Genomic DNA, 25,211 nt, shown 5'->3' on the forward strand with positions numbered 1-25,211 from the left:
CTTTCAGCGAACGCTATTGACCGGCACCTTACCGCTGATTTGGCTGGATGCACTGACGACGTTTCTCTACGAGTACTTTACGCTCAGCAGGAGCAGTCTGTCATTTATTGGTTAATCAACACGCGTGGCTTTTTATATTACTAATTTTTTTAGCAACTTACTCCACTTTCTCTATAAAACTTCTTTTATACTTGCGATCGCAAATCATGCCGACTTAGCCATTCACGAATCATTGCTACATATGCCTGCGGTTCTTCGATTGCTGGCATATGAGAACTGTTTTCAAAAATATGGAATTCTGCACCTGGAACGAGCTTTGCATAACGCTCTGTTGCTTCTGGCGTAGCCTCATCATAGCGACCACATGAAAAAAGGGTAGGAATTTCAATTTCATGCAAGCGTCCAGTTGCATCAAAATTCTTTAATGTGCCGGTAACGGTAAATTCGGAAGCACCCCACATGAAGTTATAAATTTGTTGGTTCATCTTGACCATGTCTTCTAGCATTTCTTCTGGCCATGGATCGACACGGCATACATGACGCTTATAAAAGACCAGCATTGCTTCATTGTATGCTGCAGAGTCTGTCGTACCTTTTAGCTCACTTTGTTTGATTGTATCCCAAATCTCTTGCGGAAATTGTTTCAAGTAATTGCGCTGGTCGCGTTCCCATCTCTGTGCATCTAAAGCAGGTCCAGAAAAAATAACACTGCGGATACCGTCTGGCTTTTCGAACAAATAAGAAGCAGCTAGCATCGTTCCCCAGGAGTGCCCCAGAATATGAACTTCTTCAAGTTTCAATGCTTTAATTACTTGCCCTAGCTCTTCTACATAACGCTTGACTGTCCAAAGTTTCGTGTCTGTTGGTCGATCTGATTTTCCGCAGCCTAGTTGGTCGTAGTGAATCACTCGTCGTTCGTCTCCTAATCGATAAAGTGGACTGTTGTCGCTGCTTTTGCCACCTGGACCGCCGTGCAAAACCAAAAGCGGGATACCGGGACCATCACCGCTGACTTGATACCAAATTCGGCCTCCTGTAACAGGGATAAAACCTTTTGTAACGTTTTCCATTAAGTGATCCCTCCTTCTCGTTAGCTACTCCTCCTCTTAATTCTCTTTAAGATAAAAAACTCCTTTTTTATCGCTCTCAAAAAGCCTCGTTTTACAGAACCATTCTACAACCCAAACGCAACGGTGGCATGTTCGGGTAATTTAGATCCGGATGTCGTCACAGTCAGTTAGCTTAAGAGCTTGTTTGGCAGAGGCAGCGGTGAATCGGTACAAATGAAGTTTCCAAGCAATGGCTTTGTCTTCGCATAGCCTTTTGAGAAAGTTTACCAAGTACAGCAAAAATAATTTTGCTATTGATTTGAGTAAGTGTATTCGTGAAATTTATGAGTGTAGAAATTCAGAAATAATCACAGATGAAATTACTTGTCTTGATTTTGCAGATTATCTTCAGGAAGAAGTGAGTAGCAGAGAGTAAAAGTACCTTTTAGCTTTTAACTCAGCAAGTAAAAAACCTTCGTTTCCTTATGGAAGGAAACGAAGGAACTTTATTTCTTCGCGCGAGTAGTAAAGTCTTTTTCGATATCTTTTTTCCAACTGCGATCGATCTTTTTTCCAGTTCGAAAAGAAGTGACAGCCTCACTCAATACGTCATAGTTTAACTGAGTTCCTTTAGCGTCTGCATGGTAGTTGACCGCGAACTCCTCATTTACTCCAAATTGACGCGCTGTCGCGACTGCGTCGATATTCGCGCCAAGAAAGATGAATTCCCAGTGTGCTTGTTTTTTCTGCATCGCAATCATTTCATGGATTTTTTTATACGTGTATTCACAGCTGGAGTTTTCTAAGCCATCTGTCGTAATCACAACCATTACTTTACCTGCTCGCTGTTCTTGCACATTGCTTATTTTCTGTATTGTCAAACCGATTGCATCCAGTAGCGCCGTCATTCCTCCTACCTGGTAGTCTTTTTCAGCTAGTGGAGAAACACTTTTTAACGAAATTCTGTCATGCAAGAGTTCGTAGCCTTGATTGAACAATACGGTTGTAACATGGATGTCGCCCGAAAGCTTCCGCTGCTTTTCGATCAATGCGTTAAAGCCACCAATGGTATCCTGCTCTAGTCCAGCCATTGATCCACTCTTGTCGAGAATAAACACCAATTCTGTCGTTTTGTTTTTCATCATCTATTCCTCCTCAAGTTTTCTTTACAACTTAAGAATATGATTTTCAACAATCAAATGGGTCGCTTTTAAAGCGACATCTCACGCACCGAGAAGCATTTGGTCAAACGCGAACAAAGCTTCGTTGATTTCATGAATATCGTAATTTTTACGTTCAATGAAATAAAGAATAATCAAATCAAATTTATGGCTACGCGATAATCGATATCCTGCTTTTTCAAGTAAATCCTCTGTTTCAGCTAGATCCAGTTCAAGAGCTATTGCAAAAGCGATAATGGTCTTTTTTAAAGGTGTATAGTCTGTATTGTTCCGAATCTTGGAAAACAGCTTGCGATCAATATTCGCTTTTTTATAGGTTTCAGTATCTGTCATTTCTTTTTCGTCAATAAAGCGGAGTAGTCGTTGTGAAAAAGATTCATTCATACCTTTAAAAATAGCCTGTAAATGGGATGCTACGTCAACTTCTGCTTCTGGACTAGAGGCAGGTTCTGAACTACTTTTCTTACGATAGCGAGTACTCTTCTCCTCTAGCACACTTGCCTCATTATCATCAATAAAAGCCGAAATGGATCGATAAAGTTTTTTACTGATTCCAAAAGATTGTTTGTCGAACACCACTACAGACACATGCATTTCATGCGCCTTCAAAAATAGGTCAATTGCGGAAATGGCAATCTGCAAAGCCGGTTCTTTTGGGTAGCCAAATATTCCAGTGGAAATGAGCGGAAAAGAAATCGACTCACAGCCAAGCTCATAAGCAAGTTCTAGTGAATTTTTATAACATTCTCGAAGCCTTTCTTCTTCGTTGTGGCTACCCCCTTGCCAGACAGGTCCAACCGTATGGATAATGTATTTGGCATTCAGCGCAAAAGCATCTGTATGCACCGCTCTTCCCACAGCGCAATAACCAATCTGGTCGCATGCCTTTTGTAACGCCTGAGCTCCTGCCGCATTAAATACAGCACCGCACACACCGCCACCCATTTTTAAATGGCTGTTGGCAGCATTGACAACAGCATCCGTCGTCATCTTCGTAATGTCGTTTCGGACGATTTCTAGTGGCATACGGACATCTCCTTTTCGTTAAATTAGTTGATGAATTTTACTTTCGCAAAATGATCTTTCAGTTTGTTTTTCATCGCGTCTTTATTGTCTGCAAACTGCTTATGGCGATGTCCGTTGCCTCCTGAAGGGTGCGGAAAACCTGAGAGAATTTGCTCGCTTGAAATCACTCGTTGCTCTACTAAATAATTCAAGGCATTCGAAACGTTTACACCTAAAGGAATAATCAAAGATTCACTTAAATTCTTTAATTCTTCCGCAAAATTCTCTGTCATGTATTTTTTCAACAGCTTGTTTTTCACTAAATTAGGAGTTGAGCCGCTGTAATTTTTGCCATTATAGAATACCGGATAAGCAATTACGGATGTTGTATGTACTAAGTGGCTAGCATCCTCGAATAACTCTGAACTAGAACACAATCCCAAATGCTCATTCAGCTCCAACTCATCTAGCATCTTTACTAAATTTTTTCGCATAGGTCCTTCAAAACTAGAGTTGTTTTTTACTTTCCGAAGAATTTCTTCATCATCATGTTCTGCCCCTGCTGCATCTATCACCGTTGAAAACGATTTTTTCATTTGATGAAATCCAGGTGTGATGCCCACAATTACTATTTTTGCATCTTTATTCACATACTCAAAAGGCGCATAATAAATCGCTAACTTTTTCTTGTCGTCTCTTGCCAGTAAAAATTCTTCGTTAATTAGTTCTTCTTTTGTATATGACGATGGAATCGATTGAATCCTTTTTTTGTATTGCTGAAACTTAGCATAGTTGGTGATTGACACGGATATTACTCTCCTTTTTACTGAACATACTTGTAACTTACCACTAGTTGGAAACCTATAGTTTGATGACTTAATTTTTTAAAAGTCATTCAACACTCTTATTGATTTTGCCTTTAAAAATAAGGCTCTACTTCTTAGATATTATTAAAGTTCCTCTTTTTTTACTAATCACTTTTAACATTCAGATAAAATTTCTACTAACTTTTTTAAATACTGTGTGAAGTCAATGACACGAGGGTATTCTTATAATGAAGACCATACTGTCAAAGCATTTAGTTAATCGCTTGACGGTAAACTTCACGCGCTAGCAAAAGCAGAAAGGAGGCCCTATGTGGAACCATTCGCTATTATTATTCCAGCATATAAACCAGATCAAAAATGCTTGAATATAGTCCAACAAATAATCGATGCTGGTTTCCAAAACATTATCGTTGTTGATGATGGCAGCGGCAAAGAATATTCGACTATATTTAAGTCACTGGAATTACATAAAGAAATAACGGTAGTGAGCCATGCCGTTAACCAAGGAAAAGGGCGCGCTTTAAAAACCGCTTTTCACTACATACTCACAAAAAAACTTCCATTTAAAGCCGTCATCACAGCGGATGCAGATGGTCAGCATTCAGCCAATGACATGGTGAAATTAGCGCAACATTTACTCAAGACACCTGATCAAGTTGTGCTTGGTGTTCGAGACTTCACTGGAAAAAACATTCCATTTAGAAGTCGATTTGGCAATCGCTTTACGCGGTTGCTGTTTAGACTTTCAACCGGCGTTGTCCTCTCTGACACACAGACCGGTTTAAGAGGCATTCCGGTCGACTACCTCCCCCAAATGCTTACGGTAATTGGTGAGCGATTTGAATATGAAATGAATGTGTTGGCGTATTTAGGAAAAAATAAGATGGATGTAGGAGAAGTGACAATTGACACCATCTATTTGGATGACAACCAAACCTCCCATTTCCACCCGTTGAGAGATTCCTACCATATTTATAAAGTATTTATTTTTTATGGGTTGTCAGGAGGAGCATCTTTTGCACTGGACATCGGACTTTATTGGGTATTTATCCAACTGCTTAAAGATCCCGCTCCAGAGCTGTTCATTATTTTAGCAACCATTGCGGCACGCATTTTGTCTTCATTGTTTAATTATTACGTCAACCGCAATAAAGTCTTTAAACAAGGATCCAGCAAGTCGCTTGTTCGTTATTATATACTGGCTGCGTTTATCATGCTAACTTCTGCCGGTTCAGTTCATTTGCTTTATGCCGAGTGGCTCGGACGTGGAGAGATGATTTTGAAAGTCGGTGTGGATGCCATTCTCTTTATCGTTGGCTTTGTGGCTCAGCGTGCTTGGGTATTTCGTAAAGAATAATTGATCTAAAAGCACCGAATCATTTTTTGAAGAACAATTATTGCATACTTAAAAAACCGATCGTATTACTGGTGCTTTGCAGTTTTCTCTATAGGCATGATGATCAAAACTTTCTCCCCTTCTAATAACATTTACGCGCATCACAAGTTCATTCTACATAAAAAAATAAAGAAACCAAGAGAGTTTTCCACTCTTTTGGTTTCTCTATCAATTGCGATGTAGGTTAAAAAACGAAACTATTCAAGTAATTATTGAAGACCAAGTAAGATCAATTTCCTTCTTCCAACATCTCCAAAAACTCTGCTCTACTCTCAGCCCCCGAATGATCGATTGCACTCAAGCCGTCCGGTCCAGGCAAAGCAGGATCTGCTCCGTTTTCCACTAGCAGCAATGCGCTTTCATTTTCACCATAGATCACAGCTGTTCCAAGTGCTGTTGAGTAGTCATCCGCCGTATTGGCATCTGCTCCAGCATCTAACAAATACGCCATCATAGCCAAATCTCCAGAATAAGTGGCGTACATCAAGGCATCTGCTCCTTCAGAATCCTTTGCATTCAACTCTTCCCCATTTGCAATTGCTACTTCAACTGCTGCAAGGTCACCCATCGAAACAGCAGACATTAAAGCGGTTTGGCCTTCTACTGCGTAATCCTCTTCATAAAGAGCATCTTCAAAATCCGGCAGGAACTGTGAAAACGCAAATGCGCTTCCGGCAAAAAGAGCAACCGTCAGCAAGTAAGCAGCACCGAGCACACCGAGCATTGCTGCAGCACCCAGAACGATTTTTCCGTGAGCAGGCTCGTAAAACTTGGCATCCTTATTATCAAATTGGCTGATAGCCTGAATACGTTTTGGTAAGCGGGGATGCGTCGATAACACTTCACTTAACCACACAACAGCGTTTGACTCTGTAGCGATTTGCTCGCAATAAGCATCTTCGTTTACTTCTGCATATGTCTTCTTGCCAATTCCAAGAAGCGTTAATGCACGTTTTGCAGCTGACGCGTTTTGAATTGTAAACGCAGCATGACGATCACACGTGTATTCACAAGACCGGCTATACGCTTCAGCAAGAAAAGGAATAAAACCAGCCGGCATTATTAACAGATTTTTCCAAACGTGACGACGTTTAATATGTGCCAGTTCGTGAGCAATGATAAAGTCTAGCTCTTCTTGCCCTTGCTCGCGTGCCAGTTCAAACACTTCAGAATACAAAACGACCATGTCGCGACCGAAGAAACGAGTTGCAAAAGCATTAAGTGCCCCTTCCGATTGAATGACAAAAACATCCGGCACTTTTTTCAGTTCCATTTGTTTCGCTAAAACTTGGACACGCTCATAAACGTCTGGAAACTGCCGCTCATGAATCCGGACTCCATTTCCGCGAATCGAACCAAGCATAATTGCGTTTGTGAAAAGTAAAATGATAAAAATGGTTAAGGCAATGGCAATACCGATAATCGATACAGCTGCTAGTGCGTAAATAACAATGCTGAAAACTAAGCTAATAATAAAATACGTGGTTTCTCTGTTTGACTGAATACTCGTCTGATTCATCGTGTACTTCCTTTCAAATTGGAATATCTTACATATAATAGCACATAGTGCCCATCTAGAGAATGTAATTTTAAATTATATAAATTGAATTAAAGAATCCAACAAATATGCCGCTTCGGTGCCATGGACAAGCCTTTGCTGGGAAGTGTCTCTGAAGAGATGGAGCAAAATAGCGAAGACGCCTTGGGGAACAAGCGAAGTGCTGAAATCCACTCGGGCGTTTAGCTCGAGTTAGTTCAGCGCGAGCCCCCGGCAAGCGAGCTGTTTTGCGGAATATCGACTGCTATCGGTTTATTAGTTCAACATATATAGTTGAATAATTATTTTCATTATAGATTTTGAGCTTTTGATTAGCATACTTGCAGAAACTTCTAAACTGTAGTACTATTTTTAAAGTACTTATTATATGCATCTGTATAACCTTAAGGATATGGCTTAGGGGTCTCTACCAGGAGCCGAAAAATCCTGCTTACAGAAAACGACTTGTTCGTTTTTTGTAAGCAGGATTTTTTTATGTTTTCTCATAAAGATCTTTGAGAGTTTGATTAATGCACTCAAGAAAGGAAGCGTACAAAAATGAATTTAAAAGTGTATATTTTAGCCTTGTCTACCGTCGCTGTTGGACTTGTCGAACTAATTGTGGGGGGGATTTTGCCGACAATTGCGGAAGAATTCGATGTATCTTTAGCAACCGCCGGACAGCTGATTACCGTATTCGCCATGATTATTGCTATTGCCGGTCCGGTCTTACTTGTCGCCACCAGCAAAGTTGAACGAAAAAAAGTTTATTTAATTTCTATGTTTGTCTTTTTTCTTGGTAACTTACTAACTTATTTCAGCCCTGACTTTACGTGGATGATGATTGCACGCGTGATCACTGCAGCGAGTACAGCACTTATCGTCGTTTTGTCTCTAACCATTGTTGCGAAGCTTGTGGAACCACGTTATCGTGCCAAAGCAATTGGTTTTATTTTTATGGGCATTAGTTCTTCACTGGTTCTTGGTGTGCCGCTCGGAATTCTCATTTCAGACGCTTTTGGATGGCGGTTTATTTTCCTTGGTATCGCCCTATTGTCAATTGGTTCTATGGTGCTGATTGCACTTTACATCCAACCGATTCCTGGTGGCACTGCAGTTCCATTTAAACAGCAGTTAAAAGCAGTGGCGAGCGCAAAAATTGGCACTGCACACCTTGCAACCTTGTTTATGCTGGCTGGGCATTATACCGTTTATGCTTATTTCACACCCTACTTAGAAGTGAACTTGCAGCTAAACTCGACGTGGATCAGTATTTGTTATTTACTGTTTGGTATAGCGGCAGTAAGTGGGGGCGCAATTGGCGGCGCATTATCTGATTCGATTGGTTCGAAAAAGAGTATCATTCTTGTGATCTCTGCGTTTGCGATCGTGTTGTTTTTCCTTCCGTTCACTACATTCTCATTGATCGTCTTCTTACCGGTAATGATCATTTGGGCAGCACTCAGTTGGACTCTTGCACCTGCTCAGCAAAGCTACTTGATTGAAACGGATCCAGCAACGTCTGACGTTCAGCAAAGTTTTAATAATTCTGCACTTCAAGTAGGTATTGCGCTCGGTTCGGCAATCGGTGGAATCGCTTTGACTCAAACCGGCTCAGTTTCAAGTATGCCGTGGGTTGGCGCTGTTATTGTTGTTGTCGCTCTTGGCTGCGCAGTGTTTTCGATCACACGTCCTGCCATCAAGCGCACAACCAAAGCTTCTGACAATCAATACGTTAAAGCGAACTTCGAGCAAAAGTAAACATTACTTATTCAGCTAAAAGAAGGCCCCTTAGGAAATCAACTGGTTTTCTAAGGGGCTTTTGTTTCCTATTGCTACTCGTCGAATTTCACTGGAACTAGTATTCTGAATGTAACTTACTTAGGATTAAGTTACATTCAAATTTGACGACAAAAAGAGTGAACTTCTTTAATTTTTTAAATTTTTATAGGGTAAACAAATTAAAATGTCTTAATTTATTTAATGCTAAATGGGTCTCACAATGTGTGAGGAACGGTTAACAGAAAATCCAGATGCGGACATTATCATGGTGGATGATCTTACTTACATCAATGCCGAGGAGATCGACAGAGATTTTTATCCGGAATTAGAATTAGGGAAAAAAGTACTTGAAATCAAAACTCAAACAGATGACGCTGATGATTTTGTAAATGGGGCAGCTTCTAAGTTGGCGGTAGGTACAGTAATCTATGAAGCAGCTAGCCCAAACCAGGGGGATATTGCTGTAGTTAATAATAAAAAAAGGCTGTATGTAATAATTGCTGAAGGTTAAGGACTTAAATATTAATTTCATACATTCGCCTTCATCTTTTTGGAAAGATTTTTCTCCAGTCATTAAATTAAATGTTGTGATAGATTAATGCAGAAAAACATTTAGTTCAGAAAGATCAGGTGATTAAAGTCTTTTTATACTAAATAAATCCTGTAATAATCCTACTACCGGATATTTGGTCAATCAGAAATTATCTTTGTTTTGAATGTAACTTAACTGCGCTTAAGTTACATTCAAAATTTCATTTTTTAGCTGTATTTAATCCAACAAAAAGCCATCCTTTGCTTAGGATGGCTTTTATCAGTTGCCTAGATACCGTTTTAATTCCAAATAAAAATTTTCGCGAGTCCCCAGTAATACAACCAGAACCATTTCGCCCTCTTCATTTTCTCGTAGGGCATAACACAGCTCATAATTGGTGCCTCTGTGATGAACGTCCAAGCAGGAATAGCCTTTTAAATCCCCTTTTTTCGCTTCGCCAATGGCCGGATCCTTACGGATGCTCGTAATGGCTTCGTCCATTTTCCGATAGAGGACTTGGTCGGACTTCTTGATCTTTTTCAACTCTTTTCCAGCTCGTTTGCTGAGCTGAACTGGCAACAAGTCTTCACTCATCTTCTTCATTATCCTCCAGAGCGTCTAAATAGTCGTCTAAACTTCCTTGGATGACAGGCTGAGCCATCGTTTCCTGTTCCAATGCTTGCAGGGCTTTTGGAATGCGGGCTTTGATTTTCTTGAATTCTTGCAACAACTCTTGCCCAGAAAGACCTTGAGCGATTAAGTCTTGTAAAATATCTGCAGAGAAATCGACTTCTTCGAATGTGGCAGGCCGGATGATGATCTCTGTCCCCGTAAATTCCATGACGGCTTCATCGGTGAGTCCAAGAGCCAGGTAAAAATCTTTGGGGATGCTCAATTGTCGTTGCTGCGAAACACGTACCCGTCTTTTTGCTTTTTTTCCGGGCTTCAGTCCGTGTTCAGACGCTCTTTTTTTCGGCATAATACCACTCATTAGTTTCACCCCTAACTTTAAAATAAAATTATTTATTTCTTTTTTTAAAGTATATCATTTTTTAGGGTGAAGGAACGTTTGACGAACTGAAAAAACATTGGCTACCGGCGACTTATTGAAGAGCCATAGAAAAGAAAGTGAATGTAACATAATTCACATTAAGTTACATTCAGATATTAAAAAAGCAGCTTAATTGATGCTCTAGCTCATTCTCTTTGTTTGGCACTAGTGTAAAGCTACTATATCTTGTCTTGTAATCGATTTGATTGCTCATGCAAAAATTCTCTCAAGCTACTAAACTCTTTTTAAAAGTTCCAACTCGTTACTTCCTGACCAATTTGAATGTAACTTAACTGCACTTAAGTTACATTCAAACACCAGTCTTTGCTGGCTATTTCCCGTTTAATTCAGCTGTCCATTCTTTAAACCAATACGAGGCCAACTCCACTTTGGGGAGGTCCATCTTCATAAGCTTTTCATGAGAATATAGAAGAATGATGCTTGTCTTATTCCAATTCCATTTCACAGTGCAGTTCTTCCATTTTATACAAGTATTAAGCAAAGTAATCTTGTGATTTTCATTTTTACTAATACTATCCTATCGAAAAGCTACGTATGATGTTGCCCGATATTTCATTTGCAAAAAACATTCGTAAAAGCTTTGAAGGATTTTCGCAAGCTATTACAAACTATAAGCTCATGAGAAATCACAAAAAACTAACTTTACTTCTCCCCTACTGTCAACTCACCAAGCGAGGCGCGGTCACGGGCTCGGCGAAGCACTGAGACAGGTGTTCTTTTCTGACTTAGTGCGAGAGCCATGCCCAAAGCGATCGGAGCGACTTTCACCTGTCTCTCTTTCTCAACCCCTCTCGCCACTTCTACTGTCTCCAAATCCCCTCTTTACTTCCTCAGTCACTTCCTCTACACTAAACTCATCGGGAACAACCCGAACACAAAAACCGCATACCGTTTTCTGCACTAGGGGTGCCCACTTTGGCTGAGATGCAAGCGCAAGCTTCGATCCCTCAAAACTCGATCAGGATAATACCTGCGTGAGGAAGTGCGGCGCATTTCTGAAATAATTTCTTTTATTAATTATTTGTAGACTATGGCTGCATCTTCACGGATGCGGTCTTTTTTGTGCACATTTTTAAGGAGGAATTATTCATGGACTCACTGCAATGCGGCACAAACCCCATCGTCGGATTTCGCTTTTCACTGCATCCGATGACTGGCGATTTTATCAAAGTAATTAAAAGGGCGTTAAACGATACCGACACATCGAACGTTTGGATGCATACGGACGACGTCTCTACAGTAATACGAGGCAAGCAAGTTCACGTCTTTAATGTCGCTAAAGTTCTAGCCTTGCATACGGCAAAGACAGGCGAACATGTCGCACTGTCCGGCACTTTTTCAATTGGTTGTCCTGGTGATTCGTCAGGTGATGTCTATTTAGAAAAAGACGATGTGCTAGTAAATACCGACAACACACAACAATACGTATCTTCACAATTTGCGCTATACCCGATGAACAATCCAGATTACATGACAGTAATTTACCGTGAAGTCGAGCGCGCTAAACATCAAGGCGTTTTCAACGATTCCATGCATTACGTAAGCGGTATTCATGGCGATATTCATGAGGTATTCGATTTTTATGAAGAAGCATTCACCAATGCCCGCTCTGATAAACATCGCCATTTGGTCATGACCATATCCATGAGCATCAATAGTCCATCTCATGGAGGTGCATAATATGTTGAAGTCGTGGAAATTAAAAGAAGTGGTATTGATGTCGTTATTTGCGGTCGTTTTCGGCATCGTCTATTTATTGTTTGTTCACGCAGCGAATATTTGGGCAGCTGTAATTGGACCACTTGCTTATGAATGGATGTTCGGTATTTGGTTTATTGTATCAATAATCTGCATGTATATTATCCGCAAGCCGGGTGCTGCCTTTCTTTCTGAAACGATGGCTGCGGCAATTGAAGTCCTAATTGGCAATGCTGTCGGCCCGCGTCTCATTTTATCTGGTGTTATTCAAGGGCTCGGTGCTGAAGCGGCATTTGCATTAACCGGTTATAAGCATTTCACTATTTTGGTGCTTATGCTTGCAGGAATCGGATCAGCTGTTTTCAGCTTTGTTTACGGCTACTTCATTTCTGGTTATGCAGCACTGGATCCATCATTCGTCGCGTTAATGTTTACGATTCGCGTTCTTAGTGGGGCAATAATTGCGGGTATTGGTGGAAAGTATATCGGAGACGCTTTACTTGCGACCGGATCACTCCGCGGTTACGCCATTGCTCGAACGAAAAAAGGTGATATCAATGCCTGAAGAGATTTTCTCTTTAAATAGAGTGTCGTTTCACTTTCCTGAAGACTCTAAAAAAACCTTAGAAAATCTTTCATTCTCGGTTTGTCGAGGCGAAAAGCTAGTCATTTCTGGGCCCAGTGGTTGCGGCAAAAGCACGCTTTTGTATATACTAAATCGCTTGTATCCTGACAACTGCGATGGCTCAATTGACGGTGAAATTCGCCTATTTGGAAAACCAGCTAGTGATTATGCCCCTGGAGAAATCAATCACCGCGTTGCAACAGTTTTTCAAGATCCTGATTCACAGTTTTGCATGCCTACCGTTGAAGAAGAACTGGCGTTTACGTTAGAAAACTTGCATACACCTTTTGAAGACATGGACATTCGCATTACCGCGGTTTTAGAATTGACGGACCTGACCTATCTGCGAAAAGCCATCATTCAGTCGTTGTCAGGTGGTACAAAACAACGAGTTGCAACTGCTTGTGCGCTAATCATGGACCCTGAAGTGTTATTGCTAGATGAACCGCTTTCTCACTTGGATCCGTATACAGCACAACAATTTGTCAACTGGCTAGAGAAACTACAGACAAGATCTTCTTTAACTATTGTCGCGGTTGAGCACAGGTTAAGCAGTTGGGGTTCCTTTTTCGAACGAGAAATCCAACTGGATGGGGATGGTCGGCTAGTAGTGGACCAGTCTTTTACACAGAGAGAGCCGGTTTTATTCCCCAAACGCTATTCTGCAATACGAGAGACCACAGCATTACGAACTGAAGAACTGTCATTCACGATTAACAACCGCCAATTGCTGTCGCCTTTATCCTTTTCAGTTGAACGCGGTGAAATAGTCGTTATTGCGGGACCTAATGGCAGCGGTAAATCCACACTCGTCAAATCACTATGTGGTATTTACAAAAAGTCGACCGGTACTGTTGAGTCAAAAGGCATTGGCTATGTTCCACAATCTCCTGAGTATTTGTTTTTGACGCAACAAGTCGCTCAAGAAGTCGCTTATTCAGGAGCCTCTAGTCGCTCAGAACTCGATAGATTAATGACAAACTTACGTCTGGATGAAATTCACAACGCTCATCCTTTCGCCATTAGCCACGGACAAAAACGCCGTGTAGCGATTGCCGCTATGCTCGCCGATAAACGCCCAGTACTATTGATGGACGAACCGACTTCTGGGCAGGATGCTGCCGCGCTGCTCGAACTCTTTGAATTGATTGACCAGCGCTCTCGGGAAGGTACAACGCTTTTGATTGTGACACACGATATGGAATTTGCGGCGAGCCTTGCTGATTCGGTGCTACTCATTAAAGGTGGCAAGTTGACAGGTAAATTTGCAGCAAAAGACGTATGGCAGAACGAAAGACTGCTCACGTTACACCATTTACTAGCACCAAAAGGAGTGGCTGACCTTGCAAAATCTTTTGCATGACATGAATCCTTCAATCAAATTTATCTTAGTGACGATTTCAATGCTTATTATTGCGTTCTTTTTTAATCCGTGGACGCCCCTGTTGTTTTGGCTAGGCATCATTCTTTTACAACTAACAATGAGTCGTACAAATTGGAAGCTATGGTTGGTCTTCATGCTCCCTTTTTCGATTGGTGCTTTTGGTTATTTATGGACTACTGTCGTATTCGGCGCAAATACTGGCGGTACCGTTATTTGGTCATTTGCTGGAATTGATGTGACTGATACACAATGGGCATACGCTTTGTCACTAGCTTTTCGCGTTATGGCGTTCTCGACTTTATCTTTGTTATTCGCTTTTACGACCGATCCGGCAAAGTTTATTATGAGTCTCATGCAACAGCTAAAGCTTTCCCCGAAGCTTGCGTATGGTGTAATGGTCGGCTATCAATTTTTACCGGTTATGAAAGAAGAATTTTTACAAATCCAACAAGCTCAAAGACTGCGCGTTGTTGAAACGAAGAAATATAGTTGGCAACGAATACTAGCTATGCACCGTGTGTTAATTCCCATGCTTGCTGGAGCCGTTAGAAAGGCTGAACGATCAGCATTTGCTATGGAAGCACGCGGGTTTACAGGTAACATTAGAAGCGCTTATTACTGCCCCATTCGATTAGGTCGCATAGATATCTTCATGTCTGGTGTTTTTATGACGATTTTACTTATTAGCTGTCTTGGCGGCGTTTGGTTGAGCTAAAAATCTTTTCAAAAAAGGAAATTCTCTTTAAAGAGAATTTCCTTTTTTTCATCTTTCTTGTATTGCATGTTTTTGTTTTGAATTTCAATTAATACCTTATGTAATATTTTACATAGTAAATAAAAACAGAGCCTCTGTACCTTTTCAGTTGATTTGCATGGGATAAATAGGCTCTTTTTAGTTTACATAATGTTATTATTAATAGAATTGACTGCATTGCTTTTCAATTGAGAAATTCTTTCGCTTTTATTACATAAAAAAAAGAGAGCTGCACTTCAGCTCTCTAACGGCCCATATGTGATAAGGTCTTCATCTCTTGCATTAACGCCATTTTTGACATGGACAATAGTTCGTAAAATCAATTTAGCTTTTGGGTGTTCTAACATCCAACGCTCATCTGGAACAATTTCAAATTGCTGCATGACCGTGTCTTTTGACTTGACCGATCCTGCAAACTCCATTGATTGTTTCGCAATGATGGTTTCAAAAAAATCAAAGTCGCTGTCATCTCGTGTATCTTCAACGAGTCTTATGACATTCAATTCGATAAAATCAATTGTCTGTTCTCCGTCCCCACCATCAAGATAAATCGTACCATTCAGTGTTTCGCCTTCTTCTAAATGTGGCATCTCAACCACTGTATTCACTTTTAGTGACCCAATGCCAATAGATGATAAAAAATCTTTAAACTTCATATCGTGGAAACCCCCAACTTTTGTTAGTACTTATATACCACAATTCGATCATTTTGAAACACGACTACAAATCTGTATAATCGTATTGATTTTCTAAATTGATTTCGTGTCGATTATAGCGACGTTTAAACAATTTATAAAAATGAGAAACCAATACCCGCACTAAAGCGTACATCGGTATTCCTAGAATTACACCGACGACGCCAAACAAGGAACCTGCTGTTAATAAGACGAAAATAATTGTCACTGGATGGATAAACATCGTCTTGCCCATGACTTGCGGTGAAATCAAGTTGCCTTCAACTAATTGTACAACAGTCCAAACAACCGCCAGCTTGACGAGCATGAATGGTGACGTTACTAAAGCAATAATAGCAGCTGGTGCAATAGCAATTGCCGGACCGATATAAGGAACAACACTCGTAACCATTGCTAGGACTCCTAATAATAATGCATACTCCATACCGATAATCAAAAACCCAATATAAACCATGACACCAATACAAAATGCAACAATTAACTGACCTTGAATATAAGCACCTAGTTGCTTATCTGCTTCTGCGAATACTTCACGTGTATCATCGCGGAATCTTGGCGGCAAAAGTTTCAAGAAATAATCCGGCAAGTTTTCGCCGTCTTTTAAAAGATAAAACAAGATAAATGGAACAATAACAATCGACAAAATAACGCCCGTAATCGTCGAAATTAACCCCGTAATCCCAGTAATGACACTGGTTACTGTATTTTGCAACGTATCTGCTATATTTGCAGGCAACGTAGCAAGTAAGGTATCAATCGTGAAATTAGATTCACTATAGTAGTCGCCGACAAATGATGTTCTCAAAAATCCATCTACATTCGTCAATAATTGCATAAAATATTTTGGGAAATCAACGATTAATGTTTCGAATTGGGAGCGTAAAAAAGGAAAAACCAAGACGATTAGTAAGGTGATTAGTCCAATTACGCCAAGAAAAATAATAACGATTCCCCAAATACGCGCTATTTTAAAATTCTCCAACATACGCAAAATCGGTCGCAATAAATAGAAGAAAACCAATGCCAATACAATCGGCAGCACGACTGTTTTCATGAAAACGCTAATAGGATGAAACAAGAACGAAACTTCTCTAAAAATATATACCACCAATCCGAGCAAAAGCAACGAAATTAGCGTGAATAGGGTGTTTCTGCCACCTAAAAAGCGAATATAACTAGTAGCAAAGAATGATGGCTTGTCCTCTGACTGCATAAGCTTCCTCTTTTCTGAATAAACTCTATAGTTTCATATTAGCATAATTATAACAAAGTTAGTCTAAGGGTTGCGACAAATATTCGCGTAACGCCTGTTTGTTTTGTTCAACATCGATATCCAAAACTGAGCCCGCGTGAGAATAATTCCCATAGCTATAGCTGTTTTCAACCGGCAAAGTCAATCGTTCAACTTCCCCGCCTCCTCCAGTTGCTAATTGCGCCGCTAACTTCACTTGGTCCAGTAACGGCATATCGGTTTGGACATAACCTTGTAATGCTCCAGCTAACTTAGGAAGTTTTGGAATAGCCGTAACACTAGCCATTTCATCTTTCATCGCTGTAATAACTTGCTGTTGACGACGTACTCGTCCAAAATCTCCTTCGTTATCGGCACGAAAACGAGCATATCCTAAAAGTTCTTTACCAGTTAATTTTTGAACACCTGGTGTTAAAGAAACACCGATATATTCAGACATTTCTTTTTCGACATCAATTTCCACACCATTTGGTGCAGCTACATCAACAAGACTTTCAAAACTCGAAAAATCGATTAGTGCATAATGATGAATTTCTACACCAAACATACCTCTTAACGTTTCTGCAAGTAAATCAACACCGCCCAAATAATAAGCGGTATTAAGTTTATAAGATTGATAGCCCGGAATATCTGCATAAATATCCCGCATAAATGAAGTTAATTTAATTTCGCCGTTCACTTTGTCATGTGTTACGAGCATCATCGTATCTGTACGAGACTTCTCCTCCCCGCGTGAATCCACACCTAACACTAAAATATTTTCATATTCTCCATTTGCTTCGTCTTCATTGAAGGTAACAGGTTCTTGTTGTGATTGATCTGCCAAACTTTCACCATTTTTAAATTGTATGAATGCATAAGTACCAATAGCGACCAAGACAATCAGGAGCAGGAAGATGATACCACGCAGTCGAAATCTTCTTTTTCTGCGTCTTTTTCTTTTAATGGGTTGTAATTCTTCTTCCATAAGGAATGCACTCCTTTCTAAACTTTCACGTCAATAAGACGTTATCGTGATCATTAAGTTTCGACATTTTTTAAATAGTGCAACTGGACATAAAATAAATAGTGCTGGTCCCCATTCCGTGAATATACTTGGCGGTCGTTCACCATCAGCACATTATTATACCGAAATTCAGTAAGCTAAAGGAAGCGTTCCACTGCTAGTATTAATAGAGAAGACATTTTTATTGTCGGAAATCCACTAGAGTGGTAAGATTCTTCTTATCAAGCTGACAGGAGACGATTAAATGACGGAAAAAGCGACATTTGCTGGCGGCTGTTTTTGGTGCATGGTCAAACCGTTCGATCAGTTTGACGGCATTGAACAGATCGTTTCAGGCTATAGTGGGGGACATGTTGAAAACCCTACATACGAACAAGTAAAATCTGGAACAACAGGTCATTTGGAAGTTGTGGAAATCACTTTCCAACCTGATGTCTTTTCTTACGAACAATTACTCGATATTTTTTGGCAACAAATTGATCCGACAGACGACGAAGGTCAATTTCAAGACCGTGGTCCCTCTTATCGTGCATCCATCTTCGTTCATAATGAACGCCAACGTGTGATTGCGGAAAAGTCAAAGCAGGAACTCAACGACAGCGGACGTTTCACTAAACCGGTTGTCACTGAAATCCGTGAGGCCACACCTTTTTACCCAGCTGAAGATTATCATCAAGACTTTCACAAGAAAAATCCCGAACACTACGAAAACGACCGAGCAGCATCTGGTCGCGATGAATTTCTTTCCTCTACTTGGGAAAAAGTTGACGCTTAATGTGTCAGCTTTTTTTACCCATTAAAATAAACTGATTATTCAACTAATAAAAAATTGGTTTAGATTTTTTTACTTTATTCTTCGTTTTCAGGGAGGTACTCGATTGAAGTTTATTGAATCTATTGACCCAATCATTATGTAATTGCTAGTCGTTCCCATCGTTGTTATTGGAATCGGAATTTTACTGTCCATTATCACTAGACGCATCTACATTGGACCGATTGTAACGATGGTTTTAACCTTAAGCTATAATTATTGGTATTTCACGACTTTTTTTCCCAATTCAGAATTATCATTTACGATGGTTTCGTCTTGGTGCATCATCTTCCCTTTAATATCTCTCTATCTTTCTTGGCTTGTTTCGATCCAAATTAAATCCATTAAAGCTTTGTTTGAAATGGAACCTGGAAAAATCGATTAATTTTTTTATTGTGCAATAAGAAAAACAAGATAGCAATTATCGCTATCTACTAAACATGATAAACAAACCATTCAGAAAAAGTCCGCATAGCGAAATAGCAATTACTAAACTCGGTAAGTTACTGACTGCGATAAACGATGCTAGTCTGTCACCATAAAATTTACATAAAAAGGCCTACCTTTTAAGAATCCTAGCAGTACTTTATGTGAAAGCAATCCTTTCAAAAAACGTTGGTCAGCATCATTTCTCTATCTTCGCTCAAATCTATTATAATCCTACTATAATTTTTATTCCTTACTCAAATTTTCTTTATTTTATAAATGAATACAAACTTGTGTTCCCACTGTCTATTCATTTAAAATAGAGGTGTGAAAGGCGGGTTGTCAATGAAACTCGTAAATTGGAGTTACGCAAAGCGCTATAATATAAAAGCGATTTTCGATGAATTTCCTCATGTCGTCGTTTTATTCCGTCAAATTGGTGGCTATTATTTTATCTATTCGATGAAAGGCCTGACCCAAGAGCATATTCCCGGTCGGCGTGATTATGTTCAGATGGAATACTTATTAAATAAAGAGCTAGGTATGTTGGAAGCTTATTTAGAACGCAAATCCAGATAAAACCTGCTTCTATTTTTAGTTTATCCGAGACCACGGGCGATTGCTATCGATTTCCGTGGATTTCGTGGTATACTAATCTTATTGTGAAATTTGGGAGGTACGTATAAATGATAGCAGTAAACGATGTGAGTCTTCGCTTTGGTGATCGCAAACTATTCGAAGATGTAAATATTCAATTCAACCCTGGTAATTGCTACGGATTAATTGGTGCCAATGGTGCTGGTAAATCGACATTCATCAAAATTCTTTCTGGTGAACTTGAAGCACAGTCTGGAAATGTCTATATGGGTTCTGGTGAACGCTTAGCGGTATTAAAACAAAACCACTTTGAGTACGAAGAGCATGCTGTCCTTGAAACAGTTATTATGGGCCATAAAAAGTTATATGAAGTCATGTCTGAGAAAAACGCTATTTATATGAAAGAAGATTTTTCTGACGAAGATGGCATGCGCGCAGCTGAACTTGAAGGCGAATTCGCTGAACTTAACGGATGGGAAGCAGAATCTGAAGCAGCTATTCTTTTGCAAGGACTTGGCATTTCTGAGGATCTTCACGACAAAACAATGGCTGAACTTTCAGGGTCAGATAAAGTAAAAGTGCTTTTGGCACAAGCTTTGTTTGGTAAACCAGATGTTCTATTACTGGATGAGCCAACAAACCATCTAGATTTGAAAGCTATTCAATGGCTAGAAGACTTCTTAATGAACTTCACGAACACAGTCATCGTTGTATCACATGACCGTCACTTTTTGAACAAAGTGTGCACGAATATCGCCGATCTTGATTTCGGTAAAATTCAGCTGTATGTAGGTAACTATGATTTCTGGTACGAATCAAGTCAATTAGCGACACGTTTGGCATCAGATCAAAATTCGAAAAAAGAAGAAAAAATCAAAGAACTTCAAGCCTTTATCGCCCGCTTTTCTGCCAATGCATCTAAATCGAAGCAAGCGACATCACGGAAAAAAATGCTTGATAAAATTGAGCTGGATGATATTCGTCCGTCTTCTCGTAAATACCCGTTTGTTAACTTTACGGTCGGCCGTGAAATCGGCAACGATGTGTTGACAGTTAGAGATCTTAGTCAAACTGTAGACGGCAAGAAATTGTTAAACAACATTAGCTTTAATATGAGTAAAGAAGACAAAATTGTATTGATTGGCGATCCACTTGCTAAATCCGCGCTTCTTCGTATTCTCGCTGAAGAAGACCAACCCGAAACAGGCGACAGCCGTTGGGGTGTGACAACGTCACGTGCTTACTTGCCACTCGACAACACATCCTACTTTGAAGGCAGCGAAACATCCTTAGTAGACTGGCTTCGTCAGTACTCACCTGAAGACGAAAGCGAAACTTTCTTGCGCGGCTTCCTTGGTAGAATGCTATTCTCCGGTGAAGAAGTGAAAAAGAAACCTTCTGTTTTATCTGGTGGCGAAAAAGTACGTTGTATGCTTTCGAAAATGATGCTTTCTCATTCTAACGTTCTATTACTAGATGAGCCAACAAACCACTTGGACCTTGAATCGATTCAAGCATTAAATAACGGCATGATTGCTTTTAAAGGCGCCATGGTCTTTACTTCTCATGATCATCAGTTTATCCAAACCGTTGCAAACCGTGTCATTGAAATCCGTGAAGACGGTTCAATTCTTGATAAGCAATTAGGCTACGATGAATATTTAGAATGGAAAGAGACGCAAGGCATTACAAACTAATCAATCGTTTAGTTGACTTAAAACAGGCTCCTCTCGCACGACTGAGGGAGCCTGTTTTTTTCTGTTAGGCAGAAAAAAGCTGAAGATCTGTACAGATCTTCAGCTTTTTTTATTGTTTATTTGGTGAAACGTTTTACTAATCTCCCTGCAGGTAATTTGGAAACGTATTCGTTTCCTGAATTTGATACTTTTTTAACAAGCGCTAATAGATCTTCGTCGCCTGCCCAGTGATCGGTAATGACTTCTGTTGGGAATTTGTTTAACATCGTATTGATAACGAATACCGCAACAACAACATCATCCAAAAATCCACCAGGTCCTACGAGAATCTCTGGCAAGAAATCAATGGGTGCGATAAAATACATAATCCCAGCACCAATAGCCGCTTTACTTTTCGAATCAATTCGGCTATCAAGCATTAACCTCGTTAACAAATGGAACAAATCAGGAGCAAACAAAACATACCCGCTCACTGTTCCGACAACCCCTGGTTTACTATCTACCCAGTTCTGCACTTTTAACCGTAACTTTTGGTAAAAGTCATGCTGCTTTTCTTCACTTGGCATCGGTTTTTTCAAATACTCATTCGTCATTTGTTTGTCCCCCTTGGGCATTCTGTTAACCATTAAAATACTAAGGTAATATTAGTGGCTACACGTTCTTTGTCAGCTACACCTTCAAAAATGGTGAATTTTACTGGTTGACCTGGATTCAATTTTCGGAATCCTTCTACGTTAATATTCATTTCCTCGAAAAAAAAGTCTTCCCCGTTATCACCTAGAATCATACCGATTCCTTTATTTTCATCAAATGATTTCACTTTGCCTTCCATTTTGAAAACCTCCCATATCGTCTTTATCCAGTCATCTTTTTATACCCTTCTGACACTTAATAAAAACCTTGCCGATTAAAGCTAATCAATTGCTAACGGACATTACCTTTTTTCATTCCATTAAAAAGAACCGCTCCCGAAAGAGCGGTTCTTGGTTATTATGCTTTAGTTACGTTTGTCGCTTGTGGTCCACGGTTGCCTTCTTCTACTTCGAATTCAACACGTTGCCCTTCGTCAAGCGTTTTAAAGCCGTCACCTTGAATTGCCGAGAAATGTACGAATACATCGTCTCCGCCTTCAACTTCGATAAAACCAAAGCCTTTTTCTGAGTTAAACCATTTTACTGTTCCTTCTTGCATGTAAATTACCTCCTGTAGTAAGAAAAATTTTAATATGGAATCTTTTTCAATAAAAAATTCACATATTCCCTAAAGTACCATTACTTGCTGATCACTTTTGGGAATATGTGAATAGCTGTGATTGGTCAAGATTTCATATTGTTTCATTTATTATATCAAATTGACCACAAATGTCAAACAAATCTAAAAACTTGTTTGAGGATTCCCATTAAATAACCAAATCAAGCCGTGAAATATTTGCAAATCTTCTTCACATGATTCACAGTACTCTACTTCTTCTTCATTCCAATAGCAGGAAAAAGCTATCTCTCTTTGCTCGTTTTCAGCAAATCGTTGGCTGAATTCTTTTTTTAATTCTTCAAGGTAGTTTCTAGCGTTTTCCGCTAAAGTGAACTGTTGTTGCGAAATAATTTGATCTTGCCATCCCTCAAACATCCACCAAGGTTCAAAATTTGCTCTTATGTAAATAATGTCATGCATGCAACAGCCTCATTTCTCCCTAGTTAGCATTGTGCCAAATCTTAATAGGCTTGTAAAGTGTTTCATTCATTTTTTTTACGAGTTTCGAAAGTTTGTATTGACTTCTTGTTTCACGTAAAATATAGAGTAGCAAGTGCAGTGAAATGAAACTTTTCAATGCGCAGGACGTATAGATTAAGTAGCAGTGAAGGAGGCCCTTTGCATGAAGCCCTTAAAGCCAATTGAAAATTTTATCAAGAGACAATCCGTGAGTCTGCCGATAATGGCTGTGATGTTCCCAGTCCTTTATTTAGGTGCAGAAATTGGGTTGATTGCTTCTGGAGCAGTTGCAGCCGGAACTTATATCGCTAGCAACAGCACCCTTAAGCAAGTTCAAATTTCTACGGACTCCAAAAGTCTTGGCATGACGCGCAGCGAGTTAAAAAATGTGCGAACCCAAATAAAAGAAGGCAAAGAAAAAATCAAACAGTTGCAAGGCAATTATTATAAAGTTCGTTCGATTTCTTCTTTTAAGCAGTTGATGGATATGACGAAAATTGCCAATAAAATCATACTCATCGTGCAACAAAACCCAAGGAAGTTCTATTTAGCTGAACCGTTTTTTTATTCTCATTTAGATTCAGCAATTGAATTAACAGAAAAATATACGTTGCTTGTTGGACAACCCGTTAAAGACCAAGAAATGCGCATTGCTTTGCAAGACACACGGGAAATGCTGCTATCACTTAACAAAGTAATGGAGCAGGATTTAAAACGTGTGTTGTCCAGCGACATTGAAAAATTGCGTATGGAATTAGATTATGCACAATTGGCTGTCAATCAGCATAACAATCAAAAATTACTCGTTCAGCCAGAATCTGAACATGAGGGAGACGTGGAAGATGACAGAAAAACCTTCAACTCGAAGTGAGTTAGATGATTTATTGGAATCCCCTTTCGGTATGCAAATGAAAACGCAGGAACAAACACTTGGAGAGATAGCAGAAGAACGTCCTGTTATGTTGATGGATCGTTTATCAAAAGACGAGCAAGCGAAAGCGCGTGAGCTTGCTAAACAAATTCCTATTGGGAATAATGAAGCGATTCTTACTTATGGTGCCAATGCTCAAAACCAACTCAGCCAGTTTTCGCATAAAATGCTTGACCATGTGCAGAGCAAGGACATTGGTCCTGTCGGTGATGTGTTAAATGATTTGATGAAAAAGTTACAAGAACTGAATCCTGAAGAGTTGACACAAAGTAAAAAATCAGGAATTCGCAAGATTTTTTCAAAAGCTAAGTATTCGATCCAAGAAATGATGACGAAATACCAAAAGCTTAGTAGTCAAGTGGACCGCATCAGCATCCAACTGGATCATTCCAAACGTGGACTTCTCGATGATGTGCAAATGCTCGAACAGCTTTATGACCAAAACAAGACTTATTTCCAAGCATTAAATGTCTACATCGCTGCTGCAGAAATTAAGCGTGATGAAATTATGAGCGAAACGATTCCAGCACTACGTAAAAAAGCAGAAATGTCACAGGACCAAATGGTTTATCAAGAAGTTAACGATATGGTTCAATATGTAGACCGTTTGGAAAAACGCCTTTATGATTTACAATTATCACGCCAAATTACCATTCAAAGCGCACCACAGATTCGTATGATTCAACAAACCAACCAGACGCTCGCAGAGAAGATTCAGTCATCTATCATGACATCCATTCCGTTATGGAAAAATCAAATCGCCATTGCTTTAACTTTAAACAAACAGTTAAAGGCTGTTGAAGCTCAAAAGCAAGTCACTGCAACTACTAATGACTTACTGTTGAAAAACTCTGAAATGCTGAAAATGAATTCAATCGAAACAGCTCGTGAAAATGAGCGCGGCATTGTTGAAATTGACACCTTGAAAAAAACACAAGAAAATCTATTAGAAACAATTGAAGAAACCTTAAAAATCCAGTCAGAAGGTCGCAGAAACCGGAAAGCTGCTGAGATTGAAATCGGTCGCATGGAAGAAGATTTAAAACAGCGTTTGCTCGCCATTCATGATGGTCATGAATCGAATAACAACTGACAAAAATGCCTCTGAAGCTAAAGCTTCAGAGGCATTTTATTCTATAAGGTCGTTTGGACAGTATTTCATCTAAATCCGACAGTATCAGGCTCTATTCCGACAGTATTTCAGCTAAACCCGACAGTATTTGTGTCCGGTCGGACAGTATATC

At 39.7% G+C, this 25,211-nt stretch carries 26 protein-coding genes and 2 riboswitches; of the genes, 12 read left to right on the forward strand and 14 right to left on the reverse strand.

Annotation, left to right across the window (positions count from 1 at the left end):
- Nucleotides 1-185 precede the first annotated feature (185 nt).
- From QMF37_RS12320 to QMF37_RS12340, 4 genes are all read right to left on the reverse strand, one after another.
- Entirely contained in the window at nt 186-1,070 is an 885-nt protein-coding gene (locus QMF37_RS12320; protein WP_283478404.1) for a proline iminopeptidase-family hydrolase, read from the reverse strand.
- A gap of 485 nt (nt 1,071-1,555) precedes the next feature.
- Nucleotides 1,556-2,191, reverse strand: coding sequence for a vWA domain-containing protein (locus tag QMF37_RS12330; protein WP_283478405.1), 636 nt, complete (start codon nt 2,189-2,191; stop codon nt 1,556-1,558).
- A gap of 81 nt (nt 2,192-2,272) precedes the next feature.
- Nucleotides 2,273-3,256, reverse strand: coding sequence for a macro domain-containing protein (locus tag QMF37_RS12335; RefSeq protein WP_283478406.1), 984 nt, complete (start codon nt 3,254-3,256; stop codon nt 2,273-2,275).
- A gap of 23 nt (nt 3,257-3,279) precedes the next feature.
- Nucleotides 3,280-4,041 carry a uracil-DNA glycosylase family protein gene (locus QMF37_RS12340; protein ID WP_283478407.1) on the reverse strand — a complete coding sequence of 254 codons (762 nt, stop codon included), beginning with the start codon at nt 4,039-4,041 and terminating at the stop codon, nt 3,280-3,282.
- A 331-nt stretch (nt 4,042-4,372) separates the two neighbouring features.
- Between QMF37_RS12340 and QMF37_RS12345 the strand changes: the two genes are divergently transcribed.
- Nucleotides 4,373-5,419: a bifunctional glycosyltransferase family 2/GtrA family protein gene (locus tag QMF37_RS12345; protein WP_283478408.1), complete on the forward strand. Its 1,047-nt coding sequence runs from the start codon at nt 4,373-4,375 to the stop codon at nt 5,417-5,419.
- Nucleotides 5,420-5,687: 268 nt separating this feature from the next.
- On the opposite strand, the gene QMF37_RS12350 is transcribed toward QMF37_RS12345, so the two are convergent.
- Complete coding sequence (locus QMF37_RS12350; RefSeq protein ID WP_283478409.1) at nt 5,688-6,977, reverse strand: M48 family metallopeptidase; 1,290 nt, start codon at nt 6,975-6,977, stop codon at nt 5,688-5,690.
- Nucleotides 6,978-7,369: 392 nt separating this feature from the next.
- A riboswitch (purine riboswitch) is annotated at nt 7,370-7,469 on the forward strand.
- An 84-nt stretch (nt 7,470-7,553) separates the two neighbouring features.
- Between QMF37_RS12350 and QMF37_RS12355 the strand changes: the two genes are divergently transcribed.
- Both QMF37_RS12355 and QMF37_RS12360 read left to right on the forward strand, forming a co-directional pair.
- Entirely contained in the window at nt 7,554-8,756 is a 1,203-nt protein-coding gene (locus QMF37_RS12355; RefSeq protein ID WP_283478410.1) for an MFS transporter, read from the forward strand.
- 241 nt (nt 8,757-8,997) lie between these two features.
- Nucleotides 8,998-9,288 (forward strand): hypothetical protein, encoded by a 291-nt coding sequence (locus QMF37_RS12360; RefSeq protein WP_071154684.1) that lies wholly within the window; start codon nt 8,998-9,000, stop codon nt 9,286-9,288.
- A gap of 300 nt (nt 9,289-9,588) precedes the next feature.
- Here the strand turns inward: QMF37_RS12360 and QMF37_RS12365 are convergent, their stop codons facing one another.
- Complete coding sequence (locus tag QMF37_RS12365) at nt 9,589-9,912, reverse strand: type II toxin-antitoxin system RelE/ParE family toxin (RefSeq protein ID WP_256204461.1); 324 nt, start codon at nt 9,910-9,912, stop codon at nt 9,589-9,591.
- The gene (locus QMF37_RS12370) at nt 9,896-10,300 is read right to left on the reverse strand and encodes a hypothetical protein (RefSeq protein WP_078080441.1); all 405 of its coding nucleotides are present in this window, start codon (nt 10,298-10,300) and stop codon (nt 9,896-9,898) included. Before QMF37_RS12370 ends, QMF37_RS12365 begins: the two co-directional genes overlap by 17 nt.
- Before the next feature lie 973 nt (nt 10,301-11,273).
- Nucleotides 11,274-11,379, forward strand: a riboswitch (TPP riboswitch).
- 91 nt (nt 11,380-11,470) lie between these two features.
- Between QMF37_RS12370 and QMF37_RS12375 the strand changes: the two genes are divergently transcribed.
- The 4 genes from QMF37_RS12375 to QMF37_RS12390 are packed head-to-tail and all read left to right on the forward strand — an operon-like array spanning nt 11,471 to nt 14,803.
- Nucleotides 11,471-12,061, forward strand: a complete 591-nt coding sequence (locus QMF37_RS12375) for a YkoF family thiamine/hydroxymethylpyrimidine-binding protein (protein WP_283478411.1) — start codon at nt 11,471-11,473, stop codon at nt 12,059-12,061.
- Between the two features lies 1 nt (nt 12,062).
- On the forward strand, nt 12,063-12,644 hold the full coding sequence (locus tag QMF37_RS12380; RefSeq protein ID WP_058385267.1) for an ECF transporter S component: 582 nt from the start codon (nt 12,063-12,065) through the stop codon (nt 12,642-12,644).
- Nucleotides 12,637-14,067: an ABC transporter ATP-binding protein gene (locus QMF37_RS12385; protein ID WP_283478412.1), complete on the forward strand. Its 1,431-nt coding sequence runs from the start codon at nt 12,637-12,639 to the stop codon at nt 14,065-14,067. Before QMF37_RS12380 ends, QMF37_RS12385 begins: the two co-directional genes overlap by 8 nt.
- Nucleotides 14,048-14,803: an energy-coupling factor transporter transmembrane component T family protein gene (locus QMF37_RS12390; RefSeq protein ID WP_151897509.1), complete on the forward strand. Its 756-nt coding sequence runs from the start codon at nt 14,048-14,050 to the stop codon at nt 14,801-14,803. The genes QMF37_RS12385 and QMF37_RS12390 overlap by 20 nt, the downstream gene beginning before the upstream one ends.
- 275 nt (nt 14,804-15,078) lie before the next feature.
- Here QMF37_RS12390 and QMF37_RS12395 read toward each other — a convergent pair whose 3' ends face one another.
- The 3 genes from QMF37_RS12395 to QMF37_RS12405 all read right to left on the reverse strand — a co-directional run bounded on the left by QMF37_RS12395 (nt 15,079) and on the right by QMF37_RS12405 (nt 17,756).
- The gene (locus QMF37_RS12395) at nt 15,079-15,498 is read right to left on the reverse strand and encodes a sporulation protein (RefSeq protein ID WP_058385265.1); all 420 of its coding nucleotides are present in this window, start codon (nt 15,496-15,498) and stop codon (nt 15,079-15,081) included.
- A gap of 64 nt (nt 15,499-15,562) precedes the next feature.
- Nucleotides 15,563-16,750, reverse strand: a complete 1,188-nt coding sequence (locus QMF37_RS12400; RefSeq protein ID WP_283478413.1) for an AI-2E family transporter — start codon at nt 16,748-16,750, stop codon at nt 15,563-15,565.
- A 58-nt stretch (nt 16,751-16,808) separates the two neighbouring features.
- A complete protein-coding gene (locus QMF37_RS12405; protein ID WP_078080445.1) occupies nt 16,809-17,756 on the reverse strand; it encodes an LCP family protein in 948 nt (315 codons plus the stop codon).
- A 283-nt stretch (nt 17,757-18,039) separates the two neighbouring features.
- Between QMF37_RS12405 and msrA the strand changes: the two genes are divergently transcribed.
- The 3 genes from msrA (at nt 18,040) to QMF37_RS12420 (ending at nt 21,326) form a co-directional block, all read left to right on the forward strand.
- Nucleotides 18,040-18,570 carry a peptide-methionine (S)-S-oxide reductase MsrA gene (gene msrA / locus QMF37_RS12410; RefSeq protein ID WP_078080446.1) on the forward strand — a complete coding sequence of 177 codons (531 nt, stop codon included), beginning with the start codon at nt 18,040-18,042 and terminating at the stop codon, nt 18,568-18,570.
- 807 nt (nt 18,571-19,377) lie between these two features.
- Nucleotides 19,378-19,611, forward strand: a complete 234-nt coding sequence (locus tag QMF37_RS12415; protein WP_058385260.1) for a hypothetical protein — start codon at nt 19,378-19,380, stop codon at nt 19,609-19,611.
- Nucleotides 19,612-19,718: 107 nt separating this feature from the next.
- The gene (locus tag QMF37_RS12420; protein WP_071153006.1) at nt 19,719-21,326 is read left to right on the forward strand and encodes an ABC-F family ATP-binding cassette domain-containing protein; all 1,608 of its coding nucleotides are present in this window, start codon (nt 19,719-19,721) and stop codon (nt 21,324-21,326) included.
- Nucleotides 21,327-21,442: 116 nt separating this feature from the next.
- Here the strand turns inward: QMF37_RS12420 and QMF37_RS12425 are convergent, their stop codons facing one another.
- The 4 genes from QMF37_RS12425 to QMF37_RS12440 form a co-directional block, all read right to left on the reverse strand.
- Complete coding sequence (locus QMF37_RS12425) at nt 21,443-21,919, reverse strand: YkvA family protein (protein WP_283478414.1); 477 nt, start codon at nt 21,917-21,919, stop codon at nt 21,443-21,445.
- Nucleotides 21,920-21,951: 32 nt separating this feature from the next.
- Nucleotides 21,952-22,158, reverse strand: coding sequence for a cold-shock protein (locus tag QMF37_RS12430; RefSeq protein ID WP_058385257.1), 207 nt, complete (start codon nt 22,156-22,158; stop codon nt 21,952-21,954).
- A gap of 158 nt (nt 22,159-22,316) precedes the next feature.
- The gene (locus QMF37_RS12435) at nt 22,317-22,517 is read right to left on the reverse strand and encodes a cold-shock protein (RefSeq protein WP_058385256.1); all 201 of its coding nucleotides are present in this window, start codon (nt 22,515-22,517) and stop codon (nt 22,317-22,319) included.
- A gap of 183 nt (nt 22,518-22,700) precedes the next feature.
- Nucleotides 22,701-22,997: a DUF1033 family protein gene (locus QMF37_RS12440; protein ID WP_071153007.1), complete on the reverse strand. Its 297-nt coding sequence runs from the start codon at nt 22,995-22,997 to the stop codon at nt 22,701-22,703.
- A 202-nt stretch (nt 22,998-23,199) separates the two neighbouring features.
- Between QMF37_RS12440 and QMF37_RS12445 the strand changes: the two genes are divergently transcribed.
- Both QMF37_RS12445 and QMF37_RS12450 read left to right on the forward strand, forming a co-directional pair.
- Nucleotides 23,200-23,907, forward strand: coding sequence for a 5-bromo-4-chloroindolyl phosphate hydrolysis family protein (locus QMF37_RS12445; RefSeq protein ID WP_078080448.1), 708 nt, complete (start codon nt 23,200-23,202; stop codon nt 23,905-23,907).
- Nucleotides 23,879-25,060, forward strand: a complete 1,182-nt coding sequence (locus QMF37_RS12450; protein WP_283478415.1) for a toxic anion resistance protein — start codon at nt 23,879-23,881, stop codon at nt 25,058-25,060. Before QMF37_RS12445 ends, QMF37_RS12450 begins: the two co-directional genes overlap by 29 nt.
- Nucleotides 25,061-25,211: the final 151 nt, after the last annotated feature.

The organism is Planococcus sp. S3-L1 (assembly GCF_030063085.1).
GTDB classification, from domain to species: Bacteria; Bacillota; Bacilli; order Bacillales_A; family Planococcaceae; genus Planococcus; species Planococcus kocurii.